Source organism: Pseudoalteromonas sp. TP27 (assembly GCF_056470645.1).
On record NZ_JARDAK010000008.1, the window covers coordinates 110,075 to 133,036 of the forward strand.

Below are 22,962 nucleotides of genomic sequence, written 5' to 3' on the forward strand. Positions count from 1 at the left end.
TTTAGCTAAAGCGCTTTACTCATAAACAAGCTGTAAGGATCTAACTCATAATCACCAAACGGTTCGCACTCTTTAAAACCAAATTGAGCGTAAAGCTTTTGTGCGGGCAAAAATGTCTTTGCAGTGCCGGTTTCTAAGCTTAACTTTTTATAACCTCGCAAGGTCGCTTGCTCAATAATATGGGTGAGCAACTTAGCAGCTATACCTTGGCGTAAGTAGTTGCTTGATGTACGCATTGACTTAATTTCGCCTTCGGTCGCATTTAGTACTTTTAAAGCGCCAACACCCGCTAAATTATTATCAATCCATAAGCTATAAAAAGTTATGTCGGGCTGAGTGAGTTTGCTCACATCAAGTGCATGTACGCTCTCGACGGGTGAGTGCTTTAGCATATCGTTATGATGCGCTTGTAGTAGTTTTATAACTTCATGGTTTGAAAGTTCACCTGTTCTAATATCCATTTATATCTCGTTTAATCCTAGAATTTAATGCTTTAGGGCTTTAATTAAAACCCTAAAGCAAGTAGCTGTATTTAGGCTGCTAGTTTCCACACTACAAACGCAACAGCAAAACCAACCAAGTACACTAAGCCTAACCAAGTTAAACTACGTAATAGCACGCTGTGCTTAATAGCAGGCTCTGATCGCACAAGACTAAAGTTAAGCCATGCAAATACAGGCGTTGTAACAAATGAAAGCGTCATCGCAAACGTAAGCATGGGGCCAAGGGCTGATTTAAAAAATAAAATAACCGCCATACCTGCAAGTGCTTGCAGTATTAACCAAATATTTAAGCTGTGTTTTGATTGCTTAAAGCCAAGTAACTTATGAGACTCGTTGAGCGTGCGGGCGTAGCCGTCAAGCACCGTAAGTGTGGTGCCAAACATACATAAGAAAGCGATTGCTGATACCAGCGGCCTTGCCCACTCCCCTATTGTTAATGCGTACATATCAATAAGTTGCTTGGCAAAGGCGACTCCACCGAGTTCTATACTGCTGGTTTGCCCGTATTGCACTAATACGCCTAAGCTAAAAAATACCAAGGCTAAGCCGGCTGTAAGCCAGTAACCTACGTTAAAATCGAACAGGCCTTGGCTTTTAGTGACGGTTTGCTGCGCTTGTTTTTCTTTTAGCCATAAAGAGCTTAATGCAGATATTTCGATAGGCGCTGGCATCCAGCCCATTAAAGCCACCATAAAGCTAAGCATGGCAAGTTCATATGGTGAAGGCCCTACATAATCAGCCGGTGCCATTGGACCGTTACTAAATGCAATGGCAAGGGCAATTAAAGTCGCGAGTGTAAGCAGCCCCATAATGCCTTTAGCAACGTTATCGAGCGCTTTAAAGTGCCCAAGTAATAATATAACTAAGCACACGCCCAGCAGCATCCAGCAAAGCAAGGTTACCTCAATAACCACGGGTAGAGCGTAATGCAGTAAGCTTGCGGTAAGCAGTAATACGCCGGCGGTATTAACAACGGCGGCTACAATGTTTAAACCAATAAAGCTATAAAAGTAAAACGGACCTTTACTTTTATACCCCTCCACTAAGCTGTTTTTAGTAGCGAGTGTGTATTCCATACCAAAACGAAAAAATGGATATTTTAAAACATTTACTACGAGTATTAGCCAAAATAATTGCCAGCCAAATATTGCTCCAGCTTGCGTAGAGGCAACTAAGTGAGAACCGCCAATAGCGGCTGTTGCCATGAGTATTCCAGGTCCAAGCGCACCTAGACGAGACTTCCATACTGTTTTTGTTGTGTGCATTAATTTCTCAAAATATGTGTGTTGTACGCTATTTTTATCAACTTTTATAATTAATAAACTACAAGAACGCATAACTTACCTAAATTACAGGCAATAAAAAAGAGCCAGGCGGCTCTTTTTTACAATACTTTGTGACTAATTTTTATTTAAGATCCATCTCTTGAATGATCTCGTGTGCGATTTCAGGTGTCGTGCTTACAGGCTTTTCGTGTAGGTTAGCTTTTATTTGCCCTTTTCGATGTTTTAGTGCCGCATCGAGTTTTTTAGCTGCACTTGCAATGGCTGGGTACATAACTTCGTTTTCCCCTTTTACCGATATGCGCGTGCCTTCGTAATTTGTGCTAATTTCAGCTTGGATCTTATGATGCTCTTTAGACAAAATAATATCGAGTGCAATAAGCGATGGGAAATGGCTCTCGATTTTTGAAAATTTTTCGTTGATGTGCTCTCTAATAGAGTCAGTAACTTCAACATGGTGACCAGAAAGATTAATTTTCATAGGGTATCCTTTTATTTGTTACCTACAATTAGTATTGGGGGCTATTTAGATTAACACAAGGAAAAAAGAGATATATTTGAGGATTATTTACGGCTTTTGGTGATTTAAATCATGTGTTGCGCAAAGTTTATGCAAAGCCCACATTGCATGGGCTTTCAGACGTCTACTTAATTTAAGCTCTGATTGATTAATCTGTGTACGAACAACAGTAATCAGCAAAATCAGATACTTTTACTTTAAAGCTTACGTTTGCATCTACATTAAACGATTCACCTGCATTAAATGTTTTCCACTCACTCGCGCCTGGTAATAAAATATCCCATTGGCCAGCTAAAAGCTCCATGCATTCTTTTTGGTTTGTATCAAAAACAAACTCACCTGGTTGCATAAAGCCCAACGTTTTTGCTTCGCCATCACCTAAAATAACGGTACGGCTCGACACTTTTCCGTCAAAATATACATTGGCTTTTTTTACTACACTCACGTTATCGAACTTTGGCATTTTTAGCTCCTGCTAATTTTTATATTTAATTGCGGTCACATTGCCTGATACATAATGAGCTTGCAAGGAAGTGGAGCGAAAAACATTAAGTCAAAATATCATAACGGCAAACAACAACCTATTTTTATTGAATATTAGTTTTTAGAGGATATGTTAAATAATTAGAAGCTACGCTTCTCACGTGAGCAAGCTCTACGTCTACAAATAACGATCCTTAACTTTGGGTACAACTACTTGTAGATGCGCATATTTCTGGCTTTTAAAAGTAACTCTTTTATAAAAGGTAGACTTTGAGAAAGTTAAAACCCCTGCGAGTTATCTGTTATTAAATTATCATGGTCCGAGGGTAACTCAGTGAGCTTAATTGATTCCATAATCCGCGGTTGTGATTCAAGTGCATGCTTAGCCCATTTTTTATGCTTATCAGAGCGATCAACACGATGGTTAAATTTTATCTCTAAAAAAGCATGCTCACTTAATGGCAAACAATAAAAATCGTGACGAGAGCGCCTATTACTTTTTTTTACTTGGTAAAATACCCATTGGCGATTATTAATCATAACCTCTTTAGCGGCAGGTAATGGCGGCTTTCCATAAGATTCAATACGACCTATAATTTCTTCTTTTAAAGCTTCCCCCTGCCAAGGATTTGCTCTTTTACTCGATTCTAAGGTGGTATCATTTTTGATTTTAGTGTTTTTTCCATCTGGGGCCCAATGAAAGTCATCGTACTCATCAATTACAAAATGTTTTAATTGGCTGATATCAAGCACATTGATTTTATTGGTTTGTTTAATCCGTAACTGACCACTGAGCATGCCATACTCACTACTGGGCAAATAACTAACTGGTGGTAAATACATCCAATTTTCAGTGAGCATATGCACGTATTCATGATGTAAATAGTTTTTTTTATGTTGGTTAAACCAGCTTGTTGAATTGTAAGGAAACGATATATCAATAGTAGACGGTACAGCTGCGACATTGCTATCCGGTATATCAAGAGTAAGTAACTTATCTTCTAAAATAAGGCGGTGATGAATACAGTTGTCGAAGCTGGGCCCGCCAATAAAACCACGGTAAAAAGCCTTGGCTAAATTAAACACTTTTAGAATTATCAGCAATTAAATTATCGTGATCTGGAGGTAAATCACTGAGCTTTATTGATTCCATAATCCGCTGTTGTGATTCAAGTGCATGCTTAGCCCATTTTTTATGTTTATCTGAGCGGTCAACACGATGGTTAAACTTTACTTCTAAAAAAGCATGTTCACTTAAAGGGAGGCAATAAAAATCATAGCGAGAGCGTCGATTTGATTTTTTAATTTGATAAAATACCCATTGACGATTATTAATAATTGTCTCTTGAGCAGCGGGCAATGGTGGATAACCATAAATTTCTACACGCTCTAAAATCTCCTTTTTTAGTGCTTCGCCCTGCCAAGGGTTTGCTCTTTTACTGGATTCTAATGTGGTATCATTTTTAACTTCGGTATTTCTGCCATCAGGTCCCCAATGAAAGTTGTCATATGATTCAATCACAAAATGTTTTAATTGGTTGATATCAAGCACATTGACTTCATTGGTTTGTTTAATCCTTAGTTGGCAACTAAACATACCAAACTCTCTGCTAAGGAAGGTGTTAATCGGTGGTAAATACATCCAGTTTTCAGTAAGCATATGTACGTATTCATGGTGTAAATAGTTTTTTTATGTTGATTAAACCAGCTTGTTGAATTGTAAGGAAACGATATATCAATGGTAGATGGTAAAGCTGCGACATTGCTATCCGGTACATCGAGAGTGAGTAGTCTGTCTTCTAAAATAAGGCGATGGTGAACACAATTTTCAAAATTGGGCCCCCCAATAAAACCACGATAAAACGCCTTAGCTAATTTAAGCATTATTTGTATTATCAGTAATTAAATTATCGTAGTCTGGAGGTAAATCACTGAGCTTTATTGATTCCATAATCCGCTGTTGTGACTCAAGTGCATGCTTAGCCCATTTTTTATGCTTATCAGAGCGATCAATACGATGATTAAATTCAACCTCTAAAAAAGCATGTTCACTTAATGGTAAACAATAAAAATCTTGGCGAGAGAGACTGTTGTTTCTTTTTACTTGGTAAAACACCCACTGGCGATTATTAAGTATAACTTCTTTGGCCGCCGGTAGTGGTGGATATCCTCGAGTCTCAATACGTCCTAAAATTTCTTCCTCTAACTCATCAGGCTCAAAAGGGACGGCCATTTTACTTGATTCTAATGTAGTGTCATTTTTAACTTCGGTATTTCTGCCATCAGGTCCCCAATGAAAGTTCTCATATGATTCAATTACAAAATGCTTAAGTTGCTCAAAGTCCTGTACATTTATTTTGTGGGTTTGCTTAATTCTTAGTTGGCAACTAAGCATGCCATACTCACTACTTGGCAAATAGCTCACTGGTGGCAAGTACATCCAGTTTTTAGTAAGCATATGTACATATACGTGATGGAAATAATCTTCCTTGTGCTGATTAAACCAAGTTTTCGAATTATAGGGAAACGACACGTCAATGGTAGACGGTACAGCAGCAACATTACTGCTAGGCATATCAAGTGTTAACTGCTTATCTTCTAAAATAAAGCGATAATGAATACAGTTGTCGAAGCTGGGCCCGCCAATAAAACCACGGTAAAACGCCTTGGCTAATTTGATCATAATCGCGCATCCGTAGGCGGTAGAGTTTTAATAAACTTTCTTACTATATCGGCCTTTTCATTATTACCTAGCATTTGCAGTTGGTCAGCATAGGTGACTAAGCCTAAAAATGGTAAAGTGTGTGGGCTTTCGCCAACAGAGCCATCTGTAACCAGCCCTTTAAATTTCAGCGAACGTACTAAACTACTGGATGATATTTTACTGCGGTCAGCTAAATTAGGCACTAAATCATAAGGGTTATTACGCACTGAGACTACTTTTACACCTACGCTATGGGCAATGCGTTTTAAACGTTCGACATTTGAGCCTGAACCATGCACAGCGAGTTGCTGACCCGCAAGAGGCTTACCATAGTGAATGCGATAATGCTCTAGCGCGGCACAAAAAATGATTGCCCCTTGGCTGTGAGCTAGCCATTTTACTTGTTTACCTTGCTGATTATTTTGTGCCAGCACGGCTGCTAAATGCTGAGCATTGTGGGATTTAGTCCCTGAACGCTTATCAAACGCGCACTCAATTAAGTCAAGCTTTGTATAATCGGTGGGGTTATGAAATAACGTATAAGCTTTTATACCGTCTCCCTCATAGGATCTATCAAGGTGGGTGCCCATTAACCATGTGGCTTTGTTAAGCTCATTTTGCATACCATTGACCGCCGCATGCTGCGTTTTTATTTGTGTGGTTGGAGTTGGTATTGGTTCCCAAGCTCCTTGTACTTTCTTTATTTCGTCATCATTCATTGCTTTGTCGTATGTATGACGGCTTCGCCTTTTCACTTCATAAAGCATGGTACGCTCTGCAGCAAAATTATTTTTGGCTCCCTCTAATTGCTTATCAAATAATATATCGGTTATGGATATATTACTTGCTTCTAAGCTATAACGTATTAAAAAATGATAATTACGGAACGGGTACTTTGTTCGCCATAAACGGCGCAGCGGGTTACGGCTATGCTTAATTGAGTTGTTAGCATTTGGATTAGCGCATATTTGAATGATATCGGCGCACACCATTTTTAAATCATAGTCATTGAGCTGCGATAGCATAGCGAGAGCTTGGCAGGTAAATTTAGCTTTACTAAATGGGAAATTAACAGGGAGCTTAACACCAAAATCTCGACAGCTAAGCGCGTCAATAGGGATTACAGAATGAGCATTGATAGTTTTATTGAGTTTAGACCAAGACATATTTCTTCCTTGTAAATGAGTCTGGGTTAAAATACTACGTTAAATTATTTATTAGAGCAAAAGTTTTTAACGCAGTATTATAATGTTGAATTGCACCTTTTTTGCTCCATTGTAGGTCGTCATTTATGGCGTCATATTTTTGATATACCTTTAACGCGCTAAAGCACGACCTACAAACAAAAAAGCCCGCACTATTTTTCACAGTGCGGGCTTTTCAATTACTTACTTTATTTAATCAAAGCTATTAAAAAAGCTCGTTTGCTTTGCTTACAATGTTTGCCACTGTAAAACCAAAGTGCTCAAACAGCTCACCAGCAGGTGCCGACTCACCAAAGGTAGTCATACCTACTACTGCGCCGTTTAGACCTACATACTTGTACCAGTAGTCAGCAATACCCGCTTCTACTGCTACGCGACGTGAAACAGATGCCGGTAATACGCTTTCTTTGTATGCAGCGCTTTGATCTTCAAAGGCATCAGTACATGGCATAGATACAACACGTACCTTTTTACCTTGGCTGCGTAGTTCGCTTGCTGAATCTTGTGCTAGTTGCACTTCAGAGCCCGTCGCAATAAAGATAATCTCTGGGTTGCCGTCACAACTAAGGATGTAACCACCCTTCTTAACATCTGCTAATTGCTGTGCGTCACGCGCTTGTTGCTCAAGACCTTGGCGAGTAAAGATAAGCGATGTAGGGCCGTCTTTACGCTCAATAGCTTGTTGCCATGCAATTGCCGACTCAACTTGGTCACACGGGCGCCAGTTGTATAAGTTAGGCGTTAAACGCATGCTTGCAATTTGCTCTACTGGTTGGTGAGTTGGACCATCTTCACCTAAACCAATTGAATCGTGCGTGTATACAAAAATGCTTGGTTGCTTCATTAATGCAGCCATACGTACAGCATTTTTTGCATATTCAACAAACATTAAGAACGTAGCACCGTAAGGAATAAAGCCTTTATGAAGAGCAATACCATTCATAATTGCTGACATACCAAACTCACGTACACCGTAGTAAATGTAGTTACCGCTTGCATCATCGTGTGTTAAACCTTTAGAGCCATCCCAAATTGTTAAGTTTGAGCCAGCTAAATCGGCTGAGCCACCCATAAATTCTGGTAATAACGGACCAAATGCATTTAGTGCATTTTGCGATGCTTTACGAGACGCTGGGTTTGCTGGGTTTGCTTGTAATTGCTCAATATACGCTTGAGATTTTTCAGCCCAATCGCCAGGAAGTTCGTTGTTAATACGACGCTTGTATTCTGACGCTAGCTCTGGGTATGCTTTTGCGTATGCTGCAAATTTTTCGTCCCAGCTTGATTCAAGCTGTTGGCCTTTTTCTTTGCCATCCCATTGTGCGTAAATATCATCAGGAATTTCGAACGCATCGCCAGTCCAACCTAAAAATTCGCGAGACGCTTTAATTTCGTCATCACCTAGTGGAGCACCGTGACAATCGTGGCTACCTGATTTATTAGGTGAGCCGTAACCAATAATTGTTTTACAACAAATTAGTGATGGCTTATCGGTAACGCTTTTAGCCTCTGCAATTGCAGCACTTACAGCGTCGCTGTCGTGGCCATCAACACCACTAATTACATGCCAGCCATATGCTTTAAAGCGCGCTGGCGTGTCATCTGTAAACCAACCTTCTACTTCGCCATCGATTGAAATGCCGTTGTCATCCCAAAATGCAACAAGTTTACCAAGGCCTAATGTGCCAGCAAGTGAACCCGCTTCATGAGAAATACCTTCCATAAGGCAACCGTCGCCCATAAATGCATAGGTAAAGTGATCAACAATATCGTGACCTTCACGGTTAAACTGTGCAGCTAGCGCTTTTTCAGCAATTGCCATACCTACGGCATTTGTGATCCCTTGACCTAATGGACCCGTAGTAGTTTCGATTCCTGGTGCATAGCCATATTCAGGGTGACCTGGTGTTTTAGAATGCATTTGACGGAAGTTTTTAATTTCGTCCAGTGGTAAGTCGTAACCACTTAGGTGCAATAGAGAATATATAAGCATTGAACCGTGGCCGTTTGAAAGAATAAATCTGTCACGGTCAGCCCACTCTGGATTTGTTGGGTTATGCTTTAGATAATCGCGCCATAGTACTTCTGCGATATCGGCCATGCCCATAGGGGCTCCAGGGTGACCAGATTTGGCCTTTTGTACTGCGTCCATTGACAAGACGCGAATAGCATTTGCAAGTTCTTTGCGAGATGGCATGAATTCTCCTACCTTTATGTGTATTTGCGCGGGTATTTATGTAATCGTTTATGCTCATAAGTCACTTAAGAGCTTTTATGGCACCATTCTTACTTATTGTGGGGGCTGTGTGCAATTAAAAACCCTATAAAAATGAGGCATTATGAATATTTTTTAAGACCAAAAAGTTATTATACATTTTATTTAGACGTCTAGGCGTAAAAACACTATGCAAGGTGTTTTGTTTTCGATAAAATACGCCCCTTAATTTTTTAGCGCTAATACCGACGTTTGTGAAGCGCAATATTTGTGAGCAGAATTACAATGGCAAAACATTTATTTACTTCTGAATCAGTTTCTGAAGGTCATCCGGATAAAATCGCCGATCAAATCTCTGATGCGGTACTTGATGCTATCCTAGAGCAAGACTCTCATGCCCGTGTTGCATGCGAAACTTACGTAAAAACCGGTATGGTTATGGTTGGTGGTGAAATCACTACTAGCGCATGGGTTGATATCGAAGAAATTACACGTAAAACAATTCGTGACATTGGCTATACAAATTCAGACATGGGTTTCGATGCAGACTCGTGTGCTATTTTAAACACTATTGGTAAACAGTCTCCTGACATTAACCAAGGTGTTGACCGTACTAGCCCAGAAGAACAAGGTGCTGGCGACCAAGGCTTAATGTTTGGTTACGCATGTAACGAGACAGAAGTACTAATGCCTGCTCCAATTACTTACTCACACCGTTTAGTTCAGCGCCAAGCTGAGGTTCGTAAAAGCGGCGAGCTTAACTGGTTACGTCCAGATGCAAAATCTCAAGTTACTTTTGCATACGAAAACGGCAAACCAGTAGGTATTGATGCAGTGGTACTTTCTACTCAGCACAGCGAAGATATTTCACAAAAAGATTTAGTAGAAGCGGTGATGGAAACAATCATCAAGCCGGTACTTCCTGCTGAACTTATTACAAGCGCGACTAAGTTTTTCATTAACCCAACAGGTCGCTTTGTAATTGGCGGACCAATGGGCGATTGTGGTTTAACAGGTCGTAAAATCATTGTAGATACATACGGTGGTATGGCTCGTCACGGTGGTGGTGCTTTCTCTGGTAAAGATCCATCAAAAGTTGACCGTAGTGCTGCATACGCTGCACGTTACGTAGCTAAAAATGTAGTGGCTGCTGGCCTAGCTGATAAGTGTGAACTTCAAGTTTCTTACGCTATTGGTGTTGCAGAGCCTACTTCTATCAGCGTTGAAACGTTTGGTACAAGCAAGCTAGAAGAAAGCCGTTTAATCGAGCTTATTCGTGAACACTTTGACCTACGCCCTTACGGCTTAATTCAAATGCTTGATTTAGAGCGCCCTATCTACCTTCCTACAGCGGCTTACGGCCACTTTGGTCGTGAAGAGTTCCCTTGGGAACGTACAGATAAAGCAGACGCACTTCGTGCAGCGGCTGGCCTTTGATTGGCTAAGTAAATATAAAAAAAGCGCCAATTGGCGCTTTTTTTATATGTAAACTAATTGAGTAAAAGCAGCTTTAAAAGCTACTTTTAAATCTATTAATCCATTCCTTTAGTAAGTAACTGCCACGCTGTAGCCATATACTTATTATAAGCTTGCTCTGTTGCTACATCAATTGGTTCAAAAGGCTGCGGCTTAAGTGGTGCTAAGTTAATCCGATCCTCTGGTTCAACTTTTTGATACTCATATATTGACGAAAAATCACCACGCCAAAGCTGTTCTGGTTTACGCACAGTTTGAAAACCAAATACAGTACGATCTTTAGGTTGATTTAATAGCGACTGGCCCATGCTATAAAATGTCGTATTTTGCGGTGCTATTAAGTTTAATAATGTAGGTGCAATATCCATATGGCTCGCTAATTGATCGCTCGATACCCAGTTTGGATTTACACCTTTACCATAAATAACAAGCGGTACATGTGTTAGTTCATATAGATCAGGGCGATGATGTAAATAACGGCGACTATAGTGATCACCTGTAATTACAAATAATGCATCTGGGTAGCGCTGCTCCATTTTACGAACAAATTGACCAAGCATTTTATCGGCATACCATAAATGCCCTAATACGTAAGGGTCTAATAAGTCATCATCTAAAGCTTGAATTTCCTTTGGATAGTCAGCAACTGATTTTAAAGGATACCCATACTTATCTAAATCTAAGTTAAATGGCCCGTGGTAACTCCCACTCATGATTAAGTTAAAACTTTTTTCATCTGTTTCAGTATCGACTAAATCAAATAACTGACCATCATCAATTCCCCACACACCAGCACTTCCTTTACCTCCAGTGTCTGCAGCCGAAAATACTTTATCAGCTCCTTGTGAAAGCACATATTCGCCTATATTTTGCCATGACAGCAAGCCGCCATAATAAAATCGACTTTGATAACCTAGTTGCTCAAGTTGATTAAATATTGATAACTTACTCGCTGGTTTTTGTGGTCCAATACGGCTCATGTTAACGCCCGAAAACGCTATACCAGACATAAGGCTAGATAGCGAATTCATAGTACTGCTTGCTGCAGGTAATACATTATTTAAATATATACCTTTACTAGCTAAATTACGTAGTTCATTAGTTAAATTGAGCGATGTATATTTTTGCTGTAACGGCCAAGCATCATAACTTTCCATAACAATAAAAAACACTTGTGAAGGTGCCGCTAAAATTGGCGCACTGGTTTTTTTCTCAAGCGTCGCTAAAGGGTTATCTATGTCAGGTGCATTTTTTCGTAAGTAAGGATTGTGACCATTTAAACCAAAACTTTGTAAATCATTATAATCTTTAATGGCATATATGAAGCTTCGAAACGGATTTATTACAAGGTTATTTACAAAAGCATCTGTCGTTACTGCTGACCATTTTCGAGAAGCAGGACGAGTTTCAAATGATCCTCTTATTGCACAAACAAATAAAACAATAATCAATGCAACTAAAATCGTACGCTTTAATATATTAGTGGTGAAAAGGTGATTGATAGCACTATAGCTTTTCCTATCAACTAGTTTATTTATTTTAAATGCTATCGCTAATAAAATAACTAAACTAACTAGGCTACCCCACGGTTTATATTGCTCGATTACAGTTAATGCAATAGCTTGTTGATCGTCATTTAGCCCTTCAAACATAAAAAAGTTAAACTGGCTTCCATATTCAGCAATGTAAGTAATACTCGTTATACATAGTATTGTTGACGTAATGAAAAATATTCGGCTTGTATATATACGTGCTTTTCTAACCCATTGTCCTAAACGTAGAGGCTGTAAAATACAGTTTAAAATAAAAACAATACTAAAACAGACCCCCGTCGCGGCAGAATCGAATGCTAAACCCGCTTTTAATGTCACTATTATTGAATCAATATCTAGTTCTGAAGTAATACGATCACTAAAATGAATTAAAAAGAAAATCCGAAAGCCCATAAAAAGTAGTACACCAGCAAACCAAAGAGTGGCAATACGTCCGCTTTCTTTTACAAATTCTAGCCAGCGGCTAGATGGAAGTGTGTGTGTTTTTAGCAAAATCCTGTACCTAATATATTATACCCCTAGGAAAACAATTTTACTTGTTTAAGCTATTTCAACAAGGAAATAGCTATAATTACTTGTAATTAAAGAAAAAACTTTACATATGAAATATTACATTCACATTTAATTGCAAGTAATGGAATATTCTATTGAAATACTAATCAACTTTTTTTGTAAGTAATCTCTTGGGAAATAGATATGTTTAACAATTTTATTTTACATAGAGATACATTTATCAAGGGGTTCGGTTTATACTCGCTTCATTATAAAGCTTTAGGGATAGTTAAATGGCCGATAACTTTCGCGTTATATTTGCAGGACTTGCCGATAGCGTTGACATAAAAACAGCATGTACAAATTTAGCTGCAAAATTAAAAACGTCAGACGAAAAAATAGCTCTTTTTTTTAAAGGTAAGCCACTGTTTGCGCCAAGTAATAAAGACAAAGCATTAAAACAAGCTAAGTTACTAGCAAGCTTAGGCATTAAAAGTAAGCTTCAAGCTGTTTCAAGCGCTATTCAAAATAGCTCTGCCCCTACTGCAAATGACAGTCAACGTGATGAACGTATTTTTGATGCACTCGATTACATCACTAGCAGCTTAATTCGCCTTGAAGAAAAACTAGATGAGTTAGAGCAACGACTTCCTGACGTTCAATTAAAAACACCAGACGAAAATATTGACGAATGGCAAGATGACGACCTAATGCTAGATGATGACTTAGCGCCTCCTAAAAAACGCAGTAACTTACTTTTATATTCATTGATTGCAACTGCCACTATTTTGCTAATCGTACTGGCTGTTTTTTTAATTTTTCCCGATTTATTCTCTTTTTAAGAATGGCTAATTAATTTAATGAGCAATAAACGCGCAAAAATAAGAGCTGAAATTCGTGAAATTCGTAATAACTTATCAAATAATCAGCAAATAATTGCTGCTCAATTGCTAAAAATGAATTTTATTCAACATTTAAAAAGCGAAAAAACAACGAATTCAAAGCATATTGCCATTTATTTAAGTAATGATGGAGAGCTAGACACCTCATTGTTAATTAAAGAATTATGGAGTTTAAATCATGCTGTTTACCTACCTATAATACACCCATTCAATGGCGCTAATTTACTATTTCAGCGCTATGAGAAAAACTCACCCATGAGAGCAAATCGCTATGGTATCTTGGAGCCTAAGCTGAACTGCTCTCAAATATGCCCATTACCAGTGCTTCATTACCTCCTTATGCCATTAGTTGCATTTGACAAACAAGGTAATCGCCTAGGAATGGGAGGTGGGTTTTACGACCGGACATTGGCATGTTTACATGAACAAAATTGGCAAAAACCACAACTAATTGGCCTTGCACATGAATGCCAAAAAGTTGAAACTTTACCAATAGAATCGTGGGATGTACCACTTAAAACCATTATCACCCCAGATAAAACATACAGTTGGTAACAATTAAATTTGATTACTAACCGCATATTTCTGACATACATGAGCACAAAGCAATGACACAAGACGAATTAAAAAAAGCAGCTGCTTGGGCAGCACTCGAGTTTATAAAAGAAAACACTATTGTAGGTGTGGGTACAGGCTCTACTGTTAATCACTTTATTGATGCCCTTGGCTCAGTAAAGGACACTATTGTAGGCGCTGTATCTAGCTCAGAAGCTTCTACTGCGCGCCTACAAGCGTTAGGTATTGAAGTATTTGAGCTTAATAACGTTGCTGCTTTAGATGTATACGTTGATGGTGCTGACGAAATAAACGCTCAGAACGAAATGATTAAAGGCGGCGGTGCAGCCCTTACTCGCGAAAAAATAGTAGCTGCTGTTGCTAAGCAATTTGTGTGTATTGTTGATGACACCAAATTAGTAGATACATTGGGCGATTTTCCGCTTCCGGTAGAAGTTATTCCGATGGCGCGCAGCTACGTTGCACGAGAATTATTAAAGCTTGGTGGTGACCCTGTTTATCGCCAAGGTGTAGTTACCGATAACGGTAACGTTATATTAGATGTATTTAACTTAAAAATTACCAATGCTAAACAACTTGAAACACAAATAAATTCAATTGTTGGCGTAGTTACCAACGGCCTATTTGCGATGCGCGGCGCTGATAAAGTGATTATCGGTACTAAAAATGGGCCACAAATTAAATAGGATGAGGTTATGAGTAAGGTATCGTTAGCAAAAGACAAGATTAAAATTCTCTTGCTTGAAGGTGTTCACCAAAGCGCTGTTGAAACGCTAAAACGTAACGGCTATAGCAATATCGACTACGTTAAAACATCCTTACCTGAGGACGAGCTAAAAGAGCGCATTAAAGATGTTCACTTTGTAGGGCTTCGTTCTCGTACTCATATTAACCAAGCCGTATTAGAGTCAGCTGAAAAACTAGTGGCTGTAGGTTGTTTTTGTATTGGTACAAACCAAGTTGATTTAGATGCAGCACGCGAACGCGGTATTGCTGTATTTAACGCTCCATTTTCTAATACTCGTTCAGTTGCTGAACTTGTACTTGGTGAAATCCTACTTTTATTACGCGGTATTCCAGAGCGTAACGCAGCGGCTCATCGTGGTGGCTGGTTAAAAACAGCAAATGGTTCGTTTGAAGCACGTGGTAAAACTTTAGGTATTATTGGCTATGGTCACATTGGTACTCAGCTAGGTATTATGGCTGAAAACATCGGTATGAACGTAGAATATTACGATATCGAAGATAAGTTATCACTGGGTAATGCAAAGCAAGTGCATAACCTAACTCAGCTGTTGCAACGCTCTGATATTATTAGCTTACACGTACCAGAAACACCGCAAACTAAAAACCTAATTGGTAGCGCAGAACTTGCTGTTATGAAGCAGGGATCTATTTTGATCAATGCTTCACGCGGAACGGTTGTTGATATTGATGCACTTGCAGAAGCACTAACAGAGAAAAAACTAAGTGGTGCAGCAATCGATGTGTTCCCTACTGAGCCAAAATCTAACGATGAAGAATTTGTATCGCCACTACGCCAATTCGACAATGTTATTTTAACGCCGCACATTGGTGGCTCAACACAAGAAGCGCAAGAAAACATTGGTATTGAAGTAGCGGGTAAATTGGCTAAATATTCAGATAATGGCTCAACTATTACTGCGGTTAACTTCCCTGAAGTATCGCTGCCAGAGCTTGCTAATCGTAGCCGTTTATTACACGTACACCACAACCGCCCTGGTGTACTAACGCAAATTAACCAAGCGTTTGCACAGCACGGTATTAATATTGCTGCGCAATACCTACAAACAGACGCATCTATTGGTTATGTAGTTATTGATGTAGATACAGATCAATCTGAAGTAGCACTTAAAGAGCTAAGCGCTGTTGAGGGTACAATTAGAGCACGTATTTTACATTAATTAATACCACTCTTTGATATTAAAAAAGGGTCCTTATGGACCCTTTTTTGTGTTTAGATTACATATACTTTCTTAAGTATTTTTTGAATACCGGATCTGTTGCAGCCAACTCTTTTTGCTCAGCCAATATCTCTTTTAAAATAGCGCCTGAGGTAAGCGGGTTTGCAAGTACCACTCTAAATACAACTGTAGGTTGATTGTCGTATTTAGAAGGCGTTAAACGAGTACGTGATACAAATGAGCGGCCAGACTCTCGCTGACGTTTTTGCATACTGGCAGTAAAACGATTCAGAGAGGCAAAAATATCTAACCGAGTTGCAGCATCTGCATCGGCTATTGCTTGTTTAATTTGCTTAGGTACATAACGATACGTTAATAAGCACAACTCAGGTTCTGAGATAAGCTCAAAGTCTTCATCAGCTTTGATTAAGTCAGCAAAGTAATGCGCTTTTTTGATGCTTCGATCAATCAGCATTTCGTAACCTTTACGACCAATAACACGTAAGCAAGCATGTACTAACATTGCCATACCTGGTCGGCTACCTTCAAGTGTGTGGCTACCTAAGTCTTTTGAACCTTTACGCAGTATGTACTCAGCATGATGCTCTATAGCATCGGTTGCTGCAGGGTCTTTAAACAACACCAAACCCGCTCCCATTGGTACATACATTTGCTTATGTGCATCAATAGTAATTGAATCTGCTCGCTCTATTCCTTTGAGTAAAGGACGATGCGTGTTTGATAAAAGCGTTGCTCCGCCCCATGCCGCATCTACATGAAAATGACAGTTAATGTCTTGTGCTAAGTCGGCCATTTCATCAAGTGGGTCAATATTGCCGGTTTCGGTTGTACCCGCTACCCCAATAATTGCCATTACTTTAATGCCTTGCGATTCAAGCTCACGCGCTTTTTCGCGCATAGCGCCTACGTCAACTTTATTATTTTCGCAGGTTTTAATACCAATTAAGTTATCGCGACCAATGCCCAGTAAATCAACCGATTTACCTAAAGAGTAATGTCCGCGTTCTGATATTAATACGGCTAAACCTTTATAGCCATAATGCAGCATACCGGCAATTAGGCCTTGTGCGCCAATACCTGTAAAATCACCGTCGGGTTTTAATAAGCGGTTTCGCGCAATCCACAGCGCAGTAATATTAGCAACCGTGCCACCAGAGCAAAATGCGCCTAATGAGGTTTTAGCACTGTGCATCCATTTAGAATAGAACGAGTCTTCTTGCCCATAAGCTAAATGATGCATCATTCCAAGCACTTGACGCTCAAGAGGCGTAAACGCTTTAGATGTTTCTATTTTTACTAGATTTTGATTTAGCCCTACCATCAATTTTGACAGCGGTAATAAGAAATGCGGCAATGCAGAGGTCATGTGACCAATAAAGCTAGGCGCAGCTGTATGCACTGAATGTGCAACAAGTTGCTCCATTATATCTTGGGCATAAGCAGATACAAACGTTGGATCCTCTGGGATCACTGCCGATTGAAAATCTTTTTCGATTTCATGTAATGGTTTTTCAATTGCCGCTATATTTTCGTTTAGAAAACCTGCTAAATTACTCGAAATTTCAAGCTCGATTTTGCTTAAAGTTGAGTCTGGCGCTTCAGGTACAGTAAATATACGCTTAAGGCTTTCTTTAGAGGCGACGGCACAACGCTTTTGATCCATCTCAATACCTAGTGTGTGTAGCTAAAACACGCGCTTCCTCATTAAAAACGCCTAATTAATAGGATCTTTAGAGCAATCGTGTTTCTTTAAAAATTGCGCTAACTTTACTGCAATATAACTAAAATGTCTCGCTTAAACCTACAAAAGCAATCAAAGCGATGACAAAAAAATGATAATTTAGGGTCTATTTATCTTTCAAGGTTAAATTTGCAGCAGCCAGTTTGGTATTTAGGCAAGGCAGCGCCTATGTAGTGTGGTTATTCCCCATAAATAGGCGATAACGCAGCATTAATGCCAAACAGACGCTGCCCAAAGGGTTCTGCCTAGGGTCTATTTACTCTTTGTTGCTCGGTTTTTACTTATTCTTACATGGATGTAAGCCAGTAGAATAACGCAGGAGCAGTTATCGAGCCCACTAGGTTACAAATCTCGCGCCGTGATTAAATCTCCCCTAGTTTGAACAAATTATAATCCGCAAAGGTAAACAGACCCTAATTAAAATTCGACTAAACATAATTATTTATTGGGCATTTACTTATTTTGGGTATAATAAATTTGATAACAAAAAAGGGACACATATGCCAGAAGGAAGAGTAAAGGTTAGTTGGATAGTGGCGGGCTTTAGCTTGTTTTTAATAAGCTTGCTTACCTACGTTTACTACACTTACCAAACCACGCGTGCCGAAATAATGCAGTCGGTTGATAATCGCTTACTTAACGCCGCCACCAGCGTTAAACATATTCTAGGTGAAAATTACTTAAGTGCGGTTAATCAAGGCGATAATATAAGCTTTTCTTACTATCAAAATAAGAGTAAACAGCTCTCTGAGTTTGCTCAAGCACTTGATATTGCTTATGTGTATTCAATGATTTTAAAAGACGGAAAGGTTCTTTTTAGCTCATCAAGCTACACGCAAGACGATCAAAATAATGGCAAAGTTACACAATTTTTAGATCTCTATCCTGAAGCCACCGATGCCAACCTAAGTGCTTTTTATTCAACAGAGCCTGTATTTGAAATATCGAGCGATCAGTGGGGTCATTTTAAAACTATTTTTATTCCTTACGTTGACCCAAATAACGGCAATACCTATTTAACGGGCGCCGATATAACTATGTACAATTTAAACCAACAACTTAAAGAAAGCGTATCGAAGGCTGCTGCAATGGCTAGCTTCTTCTTTTTTATCGCATTGCTTGTTGCCGCCATATATATTTATTTACTCAAACGCTCTTTAGCAACTGACTCAAGTACTGGCTTTTCAAATTATATCGCGCTTGAATACTACATTAAAAAAAGTAATGCCCATCACATGCAATTAGCCGTTATTTGGGTTAATGAAATAGAAGATATAAACAGCTTTTATGGTACTGAAGTGGGCGATAAGGTAATGAAAAACTTACTTACTCACTTTAAGCTTAGAAGCTCTGCACATTGCTATATATACAGATTAGCAACCAACAAAATAGTATTGCTCGCGCCTAAAGAAATGGGTAATGACGAATTTACTGACCTAGTAAAAACTTATAACTTTAATACGCCAGTATTAACCGACCCTTTTATTTATATAACCCTTTGTGCAGGTATTGCCAGTGGTAATAAATCGCTATTACTCGAAAATGCGCATATAGCGGCTCTACAGGCTAAGCAAGGTAGACACAACGTCGTTAACTACTCAAAAGCACTACACGATGTAAAAACACAATATCAATACAATGTTGAAATGGCTAAAGAAGTACGTGAAGCGTTTGATAACAACCGCATTGTGCCTTACTTTCAACCTATTATTGATACTAATACCAATAAGGTTGTTCAGTACGAATGTTTAGCTCGAATGGTAACAGCGCAAGGGGAAGTGTTAAAACCTGATGCATTTTTAAATGTTGTTACCCGCTCAAGAATGGACGGCTTATTGACCCGCACACTATTTTCACAATGTGTTAGCCGCTTTAGAAAAACCGATATTTGCTGGAGCTTAAATATAACAGCACAAGATATGCTCGATCCTAATTTGAGCGAGTTTATTGCTGATGAATTAAAGCGTTACCCGCACCCAAGCAACATCACGTTAGAGCTTTTAGAAACCCAAGCTATTGCTAACTTTTCTGAAGTAAAAGCATTTATTGGTATGGTTAAAACAAAAGGCGTTAAGGTTATTATTGATGACTTTGGTAGTGGTTACTCAAATATATCAAATGTACTTAAATTAGAAGTAGATGGTATTAAACTTGATGGCGCGCTAATACAGCAAATAGTGAATGACAAAAACATTTATTTGTTTATTGAACATATAGCCAGTTTCGCTAATCAGCTTGGTTTGCAACTAATGGCCGAGTCGGTAGATAATGCGACCATAGTAACCGCGCTTAAAAAAGCGAATGTGGTACTAATGCAAGGCAACTATTTTGCCCACCCAGTACCACATGTTAATACTGTAACTGAAGAAGAAACAATACTTTAAAGATTAATAACTAAACGGTGGCTTTGCTGGCCACTGGCCCAGTATTTACGCTCAAAAGGCGTTATTGCGTCGTCTGACTCATAAAGAGTTACATCGCAAGGGTTACCAGTTAATTCAAGCGCCCTTGCGAACTCTTTCACGTAAATATCCCAATTGCTGCGCACTTCTAATTGCCCACCTAACTTAACGATAAACGGAAAAATAGCTGCTCCATGCCAGCGCCTACGAATATGCTTAGATTTAGGCCACGGGTTTGGATACAACAAATAATGGTGCGTAGGTTGCCAATTAGCAGCAACCGCTAAGCGCCAAAAGTCATTTAAGTCGGCTTGCACTAAGATGTACTGACCACTGTCGGTTTGCTTATATTCAACATCGTGCTTATCTAATCGGTGCGACGATTTATCAATACCAATTATAAGTGCATCAGGGTGGCGCTTAGCTAAGTTAGCTGAGCTTTCACCCACGCCACAGCACGAGTCTAAAATAAGCGGGCCACTAAAGGCTTGTACTTTAGCATTAATCTCGTCAAATGCAGCTTGAGTATGCGCTGCAATTGGCTTTTTAAACTCAGCACCTAAGTGCTTATTTACTATTTCATCAAGCTTTTCGTGAATACCCGCTTGATTAGATACAATACTACGTGAATTTGCATCACTCATTAGTGTCTTAGCCCCACACCTTTTTTAATCAATGTAAGCGCTAATGTAAATAACGCTGTTATAAATACTAAAATAACCCCAAGAGCCACGCTTAAATCAACATCCGACACACCTAAAAAGCCATAACGGAACGCGTTAACCATATAAATAATTGGGTTTACTTGTGATACATTTTGCCAAAATTCAGGCAATAGGGTAATCGAATAAAATACACCACCTAAATAAGTTAATGGCGTTAAAATGAAGGTGGGGATAATGCTTATATCGTCAAAGCTATTTGCATAAATCGCATTAATCAAACCACCTAAAGCAAATACAGCGGAAGTTAAAATAACCGTCGCCATTATTACAAAAATATTATGTATTTGAATATCTACAAACAACAACGATACACAGGTCACTATAAAGCCTACCATAATGCCACGTGTCATGCCGCCACCCATATAACCCAGTACAATTATGTAGTTAGGTACAGGTGCAACTAAAAGCTCTTCAATGCTTTTTTGAAACTTTGTTGAGTAAAAACTAGAGGCTACGTTGGAATAAGAGTTAGTAATAACCGACATCATTATAAGGCCAGGTACAATAAACTCCATATAACTAAAGCCACCCATATCGCCAATTCGTGAACCAATTAAGTTACCAAAAATAACAAAATATAAGCTCATCGTAATTGCTGGCGGTACTAAGGTTTGCACCCAAATACGTAAGAAACGAATGCACTCTTTGATCCATAAACTTTTTAAGGCTACGCCATATTTAAACATTTATTCGCCCCGCCCTTGCTCTAATAATCCTACAAATAATTCTTCTAGTCTGTTTGCTTTATTTCGCATACTCAACACTGTATTACCTTGAGTTGTTAATGCGCTAAATACCGCGTTTAAGCCCTGTGATTTAGCTACTTCGACTTCAACAGTGTGATCGTCTGTCATGGTGAATTTGTAGCCATCAAGCGTTACAGGGTTTGCTGGCATTTTTAAATCTAAAATAAAGGTTTCTTTATCAAGCTTTGCAAGCAATGCTTTAATCGTGGTGTTTTCAACAATTCGACCAGAATCAATAATAGCGATGTTTTTACACAGCAACTCTGCTTCTTCAAGATAATGCGTGGTTAAAATAATGGTAACGCCTTGCTCATTTATTTGGCGTAAAAAATCCCACATTGAACGACGAAGTTCTATGTCTACACCTGCCGTTGGCTCATCAAGTATAAGCAATTTTGGTTCGTGCATAAGGGCACGCGCAATCATTAAGCGGCGTTTCATACCGCCTGAAAGCGTACGTGCTTGTTTGTCTTTTTTCTCAAGTAAGCCAAGCTGCGCTAAGTACTTATCAGCACGTTTATGGGCTTCGCCACGTGGCACACCATAATAACCGGCTTGGTTAACAAGTATTTGGCTAAGTGTTTCAAACTGACTAAAGTTGAACTCTTGTGGCACTAAGCCTAAATGCGCTTTTGCAGCTTCTAAATCAGTATCAATATCGCAACCGAATACTTCTACTTTGCCGTTTGTTTTATTAACAAGCGACGAAATAACACCAATCGTGGTTGATTTACCGGCTCCGTTTGGACCAAGCAAAGCGAAAAAGTCACCTTCATGAACTTGTAAATCAACGCCCTTAATAGCCTCAACACCATTTTTATAAACCTTGGTAAGGCCTTCTATATTTAAAGCAATATTTTGCTTATTCATTACTTACCCTCACCATAACCCCAACGTTTTGTTAGGTTATGTTCAATGTTTAAATGATCTAAAATTCTCGCCACCATAAAATCAACTAAGTCTTCAATACTTTGTGGCTTATGATAAAAGCCAGGCGCTGCTGGCATAATTGTCACCCCTAAACGAGATAACTTAAGCATGTTTTCTAAATGAATTTCGTTAAACGGTGTTTCGCGCGGCACTAAAATTAACTGTCCGCGTTCTTTAATTACCACATCAGCAGCACGCTCTAATAAATTATCTGACGCCCCTACTGCAATTGCAGAAACCGACCCAGCACTGCATGGACATACCACCATTTTTTTAGGTGCCGCAGAGCCCGAAGCCACAGGGCTAAACCAGTTATCTTTACCGTATACTTTTAACTGCCCAGATTTAGCATTAAACAGCGTACTTAACTGCTCAGTGGCTTTATCTTCATTACCAGAGAGCTTAATATTTGATTCTGTATCAAGCACCACTCGCGCTGCACTTGAGATAAGTACGTAAACTTGAAATTGCTGCTCAAGCAACACTTCAAGTAACCTTAAACCATAAGGCGCACCTGATGCACCGCTAAAAGCGAGCGTAATTCTATCTTTAAATTGCAC

General features: G+C 39.1%; 21 protein-coding genes. 6 read left to right on the plus strand and 15 right to left on the minus strand.

Annotated elements, in window-relative coordinates; translation table 11 throughout:
• Positions 1-5: 5 nt before the first annotated feature.
• From PX700_RS11465 to tkt, 9 genes are all read right to left on the minus strand, one after another.
• Positions 6-461: a GNAT family N-acetyltransferase gene (locus tag PX700_RS11465; protein ID WP_479520770.1), complete on the minus strand. Its 456-nt coding sequence runs from the start codon at positions 459-461 to the stop codon at positions 6-8.
• Between the two features lie 71 nt (positions 462-532).
• Positions 533-1,768: an NRAMP family divalent metal transporter gene (locus tag PX700_RS11470; protein WP_415636836.1), complete on the minus strand. Its 1,236-nt coding sequence runs from the start codon at positions 1,766-1,768 to the stop codon at positions 533-535.
• A gap of 142 nt (positions 1,769-1,910) precedes the next feature.
• Positions 1,911-2,267 carry a ribosome hibernation-promoting factor, HPF/YfiA family gene (gene hpf, locus PX700_RS11475; protein WP_007376058.1) on the minus strand — a complete coding sequence of 119 codons (357 nt, stop codon included), beginning with the start codon at positions 2,265-2,267 and terminating at the stop codon, positions 1,911-1,913.
• Between the two features lie 187 nt (positions 2,268-2,454).
• Positions 2,455-2,769 (minus strand): pyrimidine/purine nucleoside phosphorylase, encoded by a 315-nt coding sequence (gene ppnP / locus PX700_RS11480; RefSeq protein ID WP_002958974.1) that lies wholly within the window; start codon positions 2,767-2,769, stop codon positions 2,455-2,457.
• A 299-nt stretch (positions 2,770-3,068) separates the two neighbouring features.
• The gene (locus tag PX700_RS11485) at positions 3,069-3,893 is read right to left on the minus strand and encodes a hypothetical protein (protein WP_479520771.1); all 825 of its coding nucleotides are present in this window, start codon (positions 3,891-3,893) and stop codon (positions 3,069-3,071) included.
• Complete coding sequence (locus tag PX700_RS11490) at positions 3,868-4,449, minus strand: hypothetical protein (RefSeq protein WP_479520772.1); 582 nt, start codon at positions 4,447-4,449, stop codon at positions 3,868-3,870. Before PX700_RS11490 ends, PX700_RS11485 begins: the two co-directional genes overlap by 26 nt.
• Positions 4,450-4,665: 216 nt before the next feature.
• Positions 4,666-5,472 (minus strand): hypothetical protein, encoded by an 807-nt coding sequence (locus PX700_RS11495; RefSeq protein WP_479520773.1) that lies wholly within the window; start codon positions 5,470-5,472, stop codon positions 4,666-4,668.
• Positions 5,469-6,659 carry a hypothetical protein gene (locus PX700_RS11500; RefSeq protein WP_479520774.1) on the minus strand — a complete coding sequence of 397 codons (1,191 nt, stop codon included), beginning with the start codon at positions 6,657-6,659 and terminating at the stop codon, positions 5,469-5,471. The genes PX700_RS11495 and PX700_RS11500 overlap by 4 nt, the downstream gene beginning before the upstream one ends.
• A 244-nt stretch (positions 6,660-6,903) precedes the next feature.
• Positions 6,904-8,895 (minus strand): transketolase, encoded by a 1,992-nt coding sequence (gene tkt, locus PX700_RS11505; RefSeq protein WP_479520775.1) that lies wholly within the window; start codon positions 8,893-8,895, stop codon positions 6,904-6,906.
• A gap of 303 nt (positions 8,896-9,198) precedes the next feature.
• Here tkt and metK point away from each other — a divergent pair, with 303 nt between their 5' ends.
• The gene (gene metK, locus PX700_RS11510; RefSeq protein WP_166420951.1) at positions 9,199-10,350 is read left to right on the plus strand and encodes a methionine adenosyltransferase; all 1,152 of its coding nucleotides are present in this window, start codon (positions 9,199-9,201) and stop codon (positions 10,348-10,350) included.
• A 95-nt stretch (positions 10,351-10,445) separates the two neighbouring features.
• On the opposite strand, the gene PX700_RS11515 is transcribed toward metK, so the two are convergent.
• Positions 10,446-12,434, minus strand: coding sequence for an LTA synthase family protein (locus PX700_RS11515; protein ID WP_479520776.1), 1,989 nt, complete (start codon positions 12,432-12,434; stop codon positions 10,446-10,448).
• Between the two features lie 293 nt (positions 12,435-12,727).
• Here PX700_RS11515 and PX700_RS11520 point away from each other — a divergent pair, with 293 nt between their 5' ends.
• The 4 genes from PX700_RS11520 to serA are packed head-to-tail and all read left to right on the plus strand — an operon-like array spanning position 12,728 to position 15,837.
• Positions 12,728-13,276, plus strand: coding sequence for a hypothetical protein (locus tag PX700_RS11520; RefSeq protein ID WP_415636831.1), 549 nt, complete (start codon positions 12,728-12,730; stop codon positions 13,274-13,276).
• 18 nt (positions 13,277-13,294) lie between these two features.
• The gene (locus PX700_RS11525) at positions 13,295-13,891 is read left to right on the plus strand and encodes a 5-formyltetrahydrofolate cyclo-ligase (protein WP_479520777.1); all 597 of its coding nucleotides are present in this window, start codon (positions 13,295-13,297) and stop codon (positions 13,889-13,891) included.
• Between the two features lie 53 nt (positions 13,892-13,944).
• Positions 13,945-14,598 (plus strand): ribose-5-phosphate isomerase RpiA, encoded by a 654-nt coding sequence (gene rpiA / locus PX700_RS11530; RefSeq protein ID WP_479520778.1) that lies wholly within the window; start codon positions 13,945-13,947, stop codon positions 14,596-14,598.
• Between the two features lie 9 nt (positions 14,599-14,607).
• Positions 14,608-15,837, plus strand: coding sequence for a phosphoglycerate dehydrogenase (serA, locus tag PX700_RS11535; RefSeq protein WP_415636828.1), 1,230 nt, complete (start codon positions 14,608-14,610; stop codon positions 15,835-15,837).
• A 58-nt stretch (positions 15,838-15,895) separates the two neighbouring features.
• Here serA and panP read toward each other — a convergent pair whose 3' ends face one another.
• Complete coding sequence (gene panP / locus PX700_RS11540) at positions 15,896-17,521, minus strand: pyridoxal-dependent aspartate 1-decarboxylase PanP (protein ID WP_415636827.1); 1,626 nt, start codon at positions 17,519-17,521, stop codon at positions 15,896-15,898.
• A gap of 578 nt (positions 17,522-18,099) precedes the next feature.
• On the opposite strand from panP, the gene PX700_RS11545 reads away from it, so the two are divergent.
• The gene (locus tag PX700_RS11545; protein ID WP_479520779.1) at positions 18,100-19,983 is read left to right on the plus strand and encodes an EAL domain-containing protein; all 1,884 of its coding nucleotides are present in this window, start codon (positions 18,100-18,102) and stop codon (positions 19,981-19,983) included.
• Here PX700_RS11545 and trmB read toward each other — a convergent pair.
• From trmB to PX700_RS11565, 4 genes are read right to left on the minus strand one after another with little or no spacing between them, the layout of a single operon-like run.
• The gene (gene trmB, locus PX700_RS11550) at positions 19,980-20,645 is read right to left on the minus strand and encodes a tRNA (guanine(46)-N(7))-methyltransferase TrmB (protein WP_415636825.1); all 666 of its coding nucleotides are present in this window, start codon (positions 20,643-20,645) and stop codon (positions 19,980-19,982) included. The genes PX700_RS11545 and trmB overlap by 4 nt on opposite strands.
• Positions 20,645-21,412, minus strand: a complete 768-nt coding sequence (locus tag PX700_RS11555; RefSeq protein ID WP_165739646.1) for an ABC transporter permease — start codon at positions 21,410-21,412, stop codon at positions 20,645-20,647. Before PX700_RS11555 ends, trmB begins: the two co-directional genes overlap by 1 nt.
• On the minus strand, positions 21,413-22,342 hold the full coding sequence (locus PX700_RS11560; RefSeq protein ID WP_415636824.1) for an ABC transporter ATP-binding protein: 930 nt from the start codon (positions 22,340-22,342) through the stop codon (positions 21,413-21,415). It lies immediately after the preceding gene.
• On the minus strand, positions 22,342-22,962 hold the full coding sequence (locus PX700_RS11565; RefSeq protein ID WP_007584746.1) for a flavin prenyltransferase UbiX: 621 nt from the start codon (positions 22,960-22,962) through the stop codon (positions 22,342-22,344). The genes PX700_RS11560 and PX700_RS11565 overlap by 1 nt, the downstream gene beginning before the upstream one ends.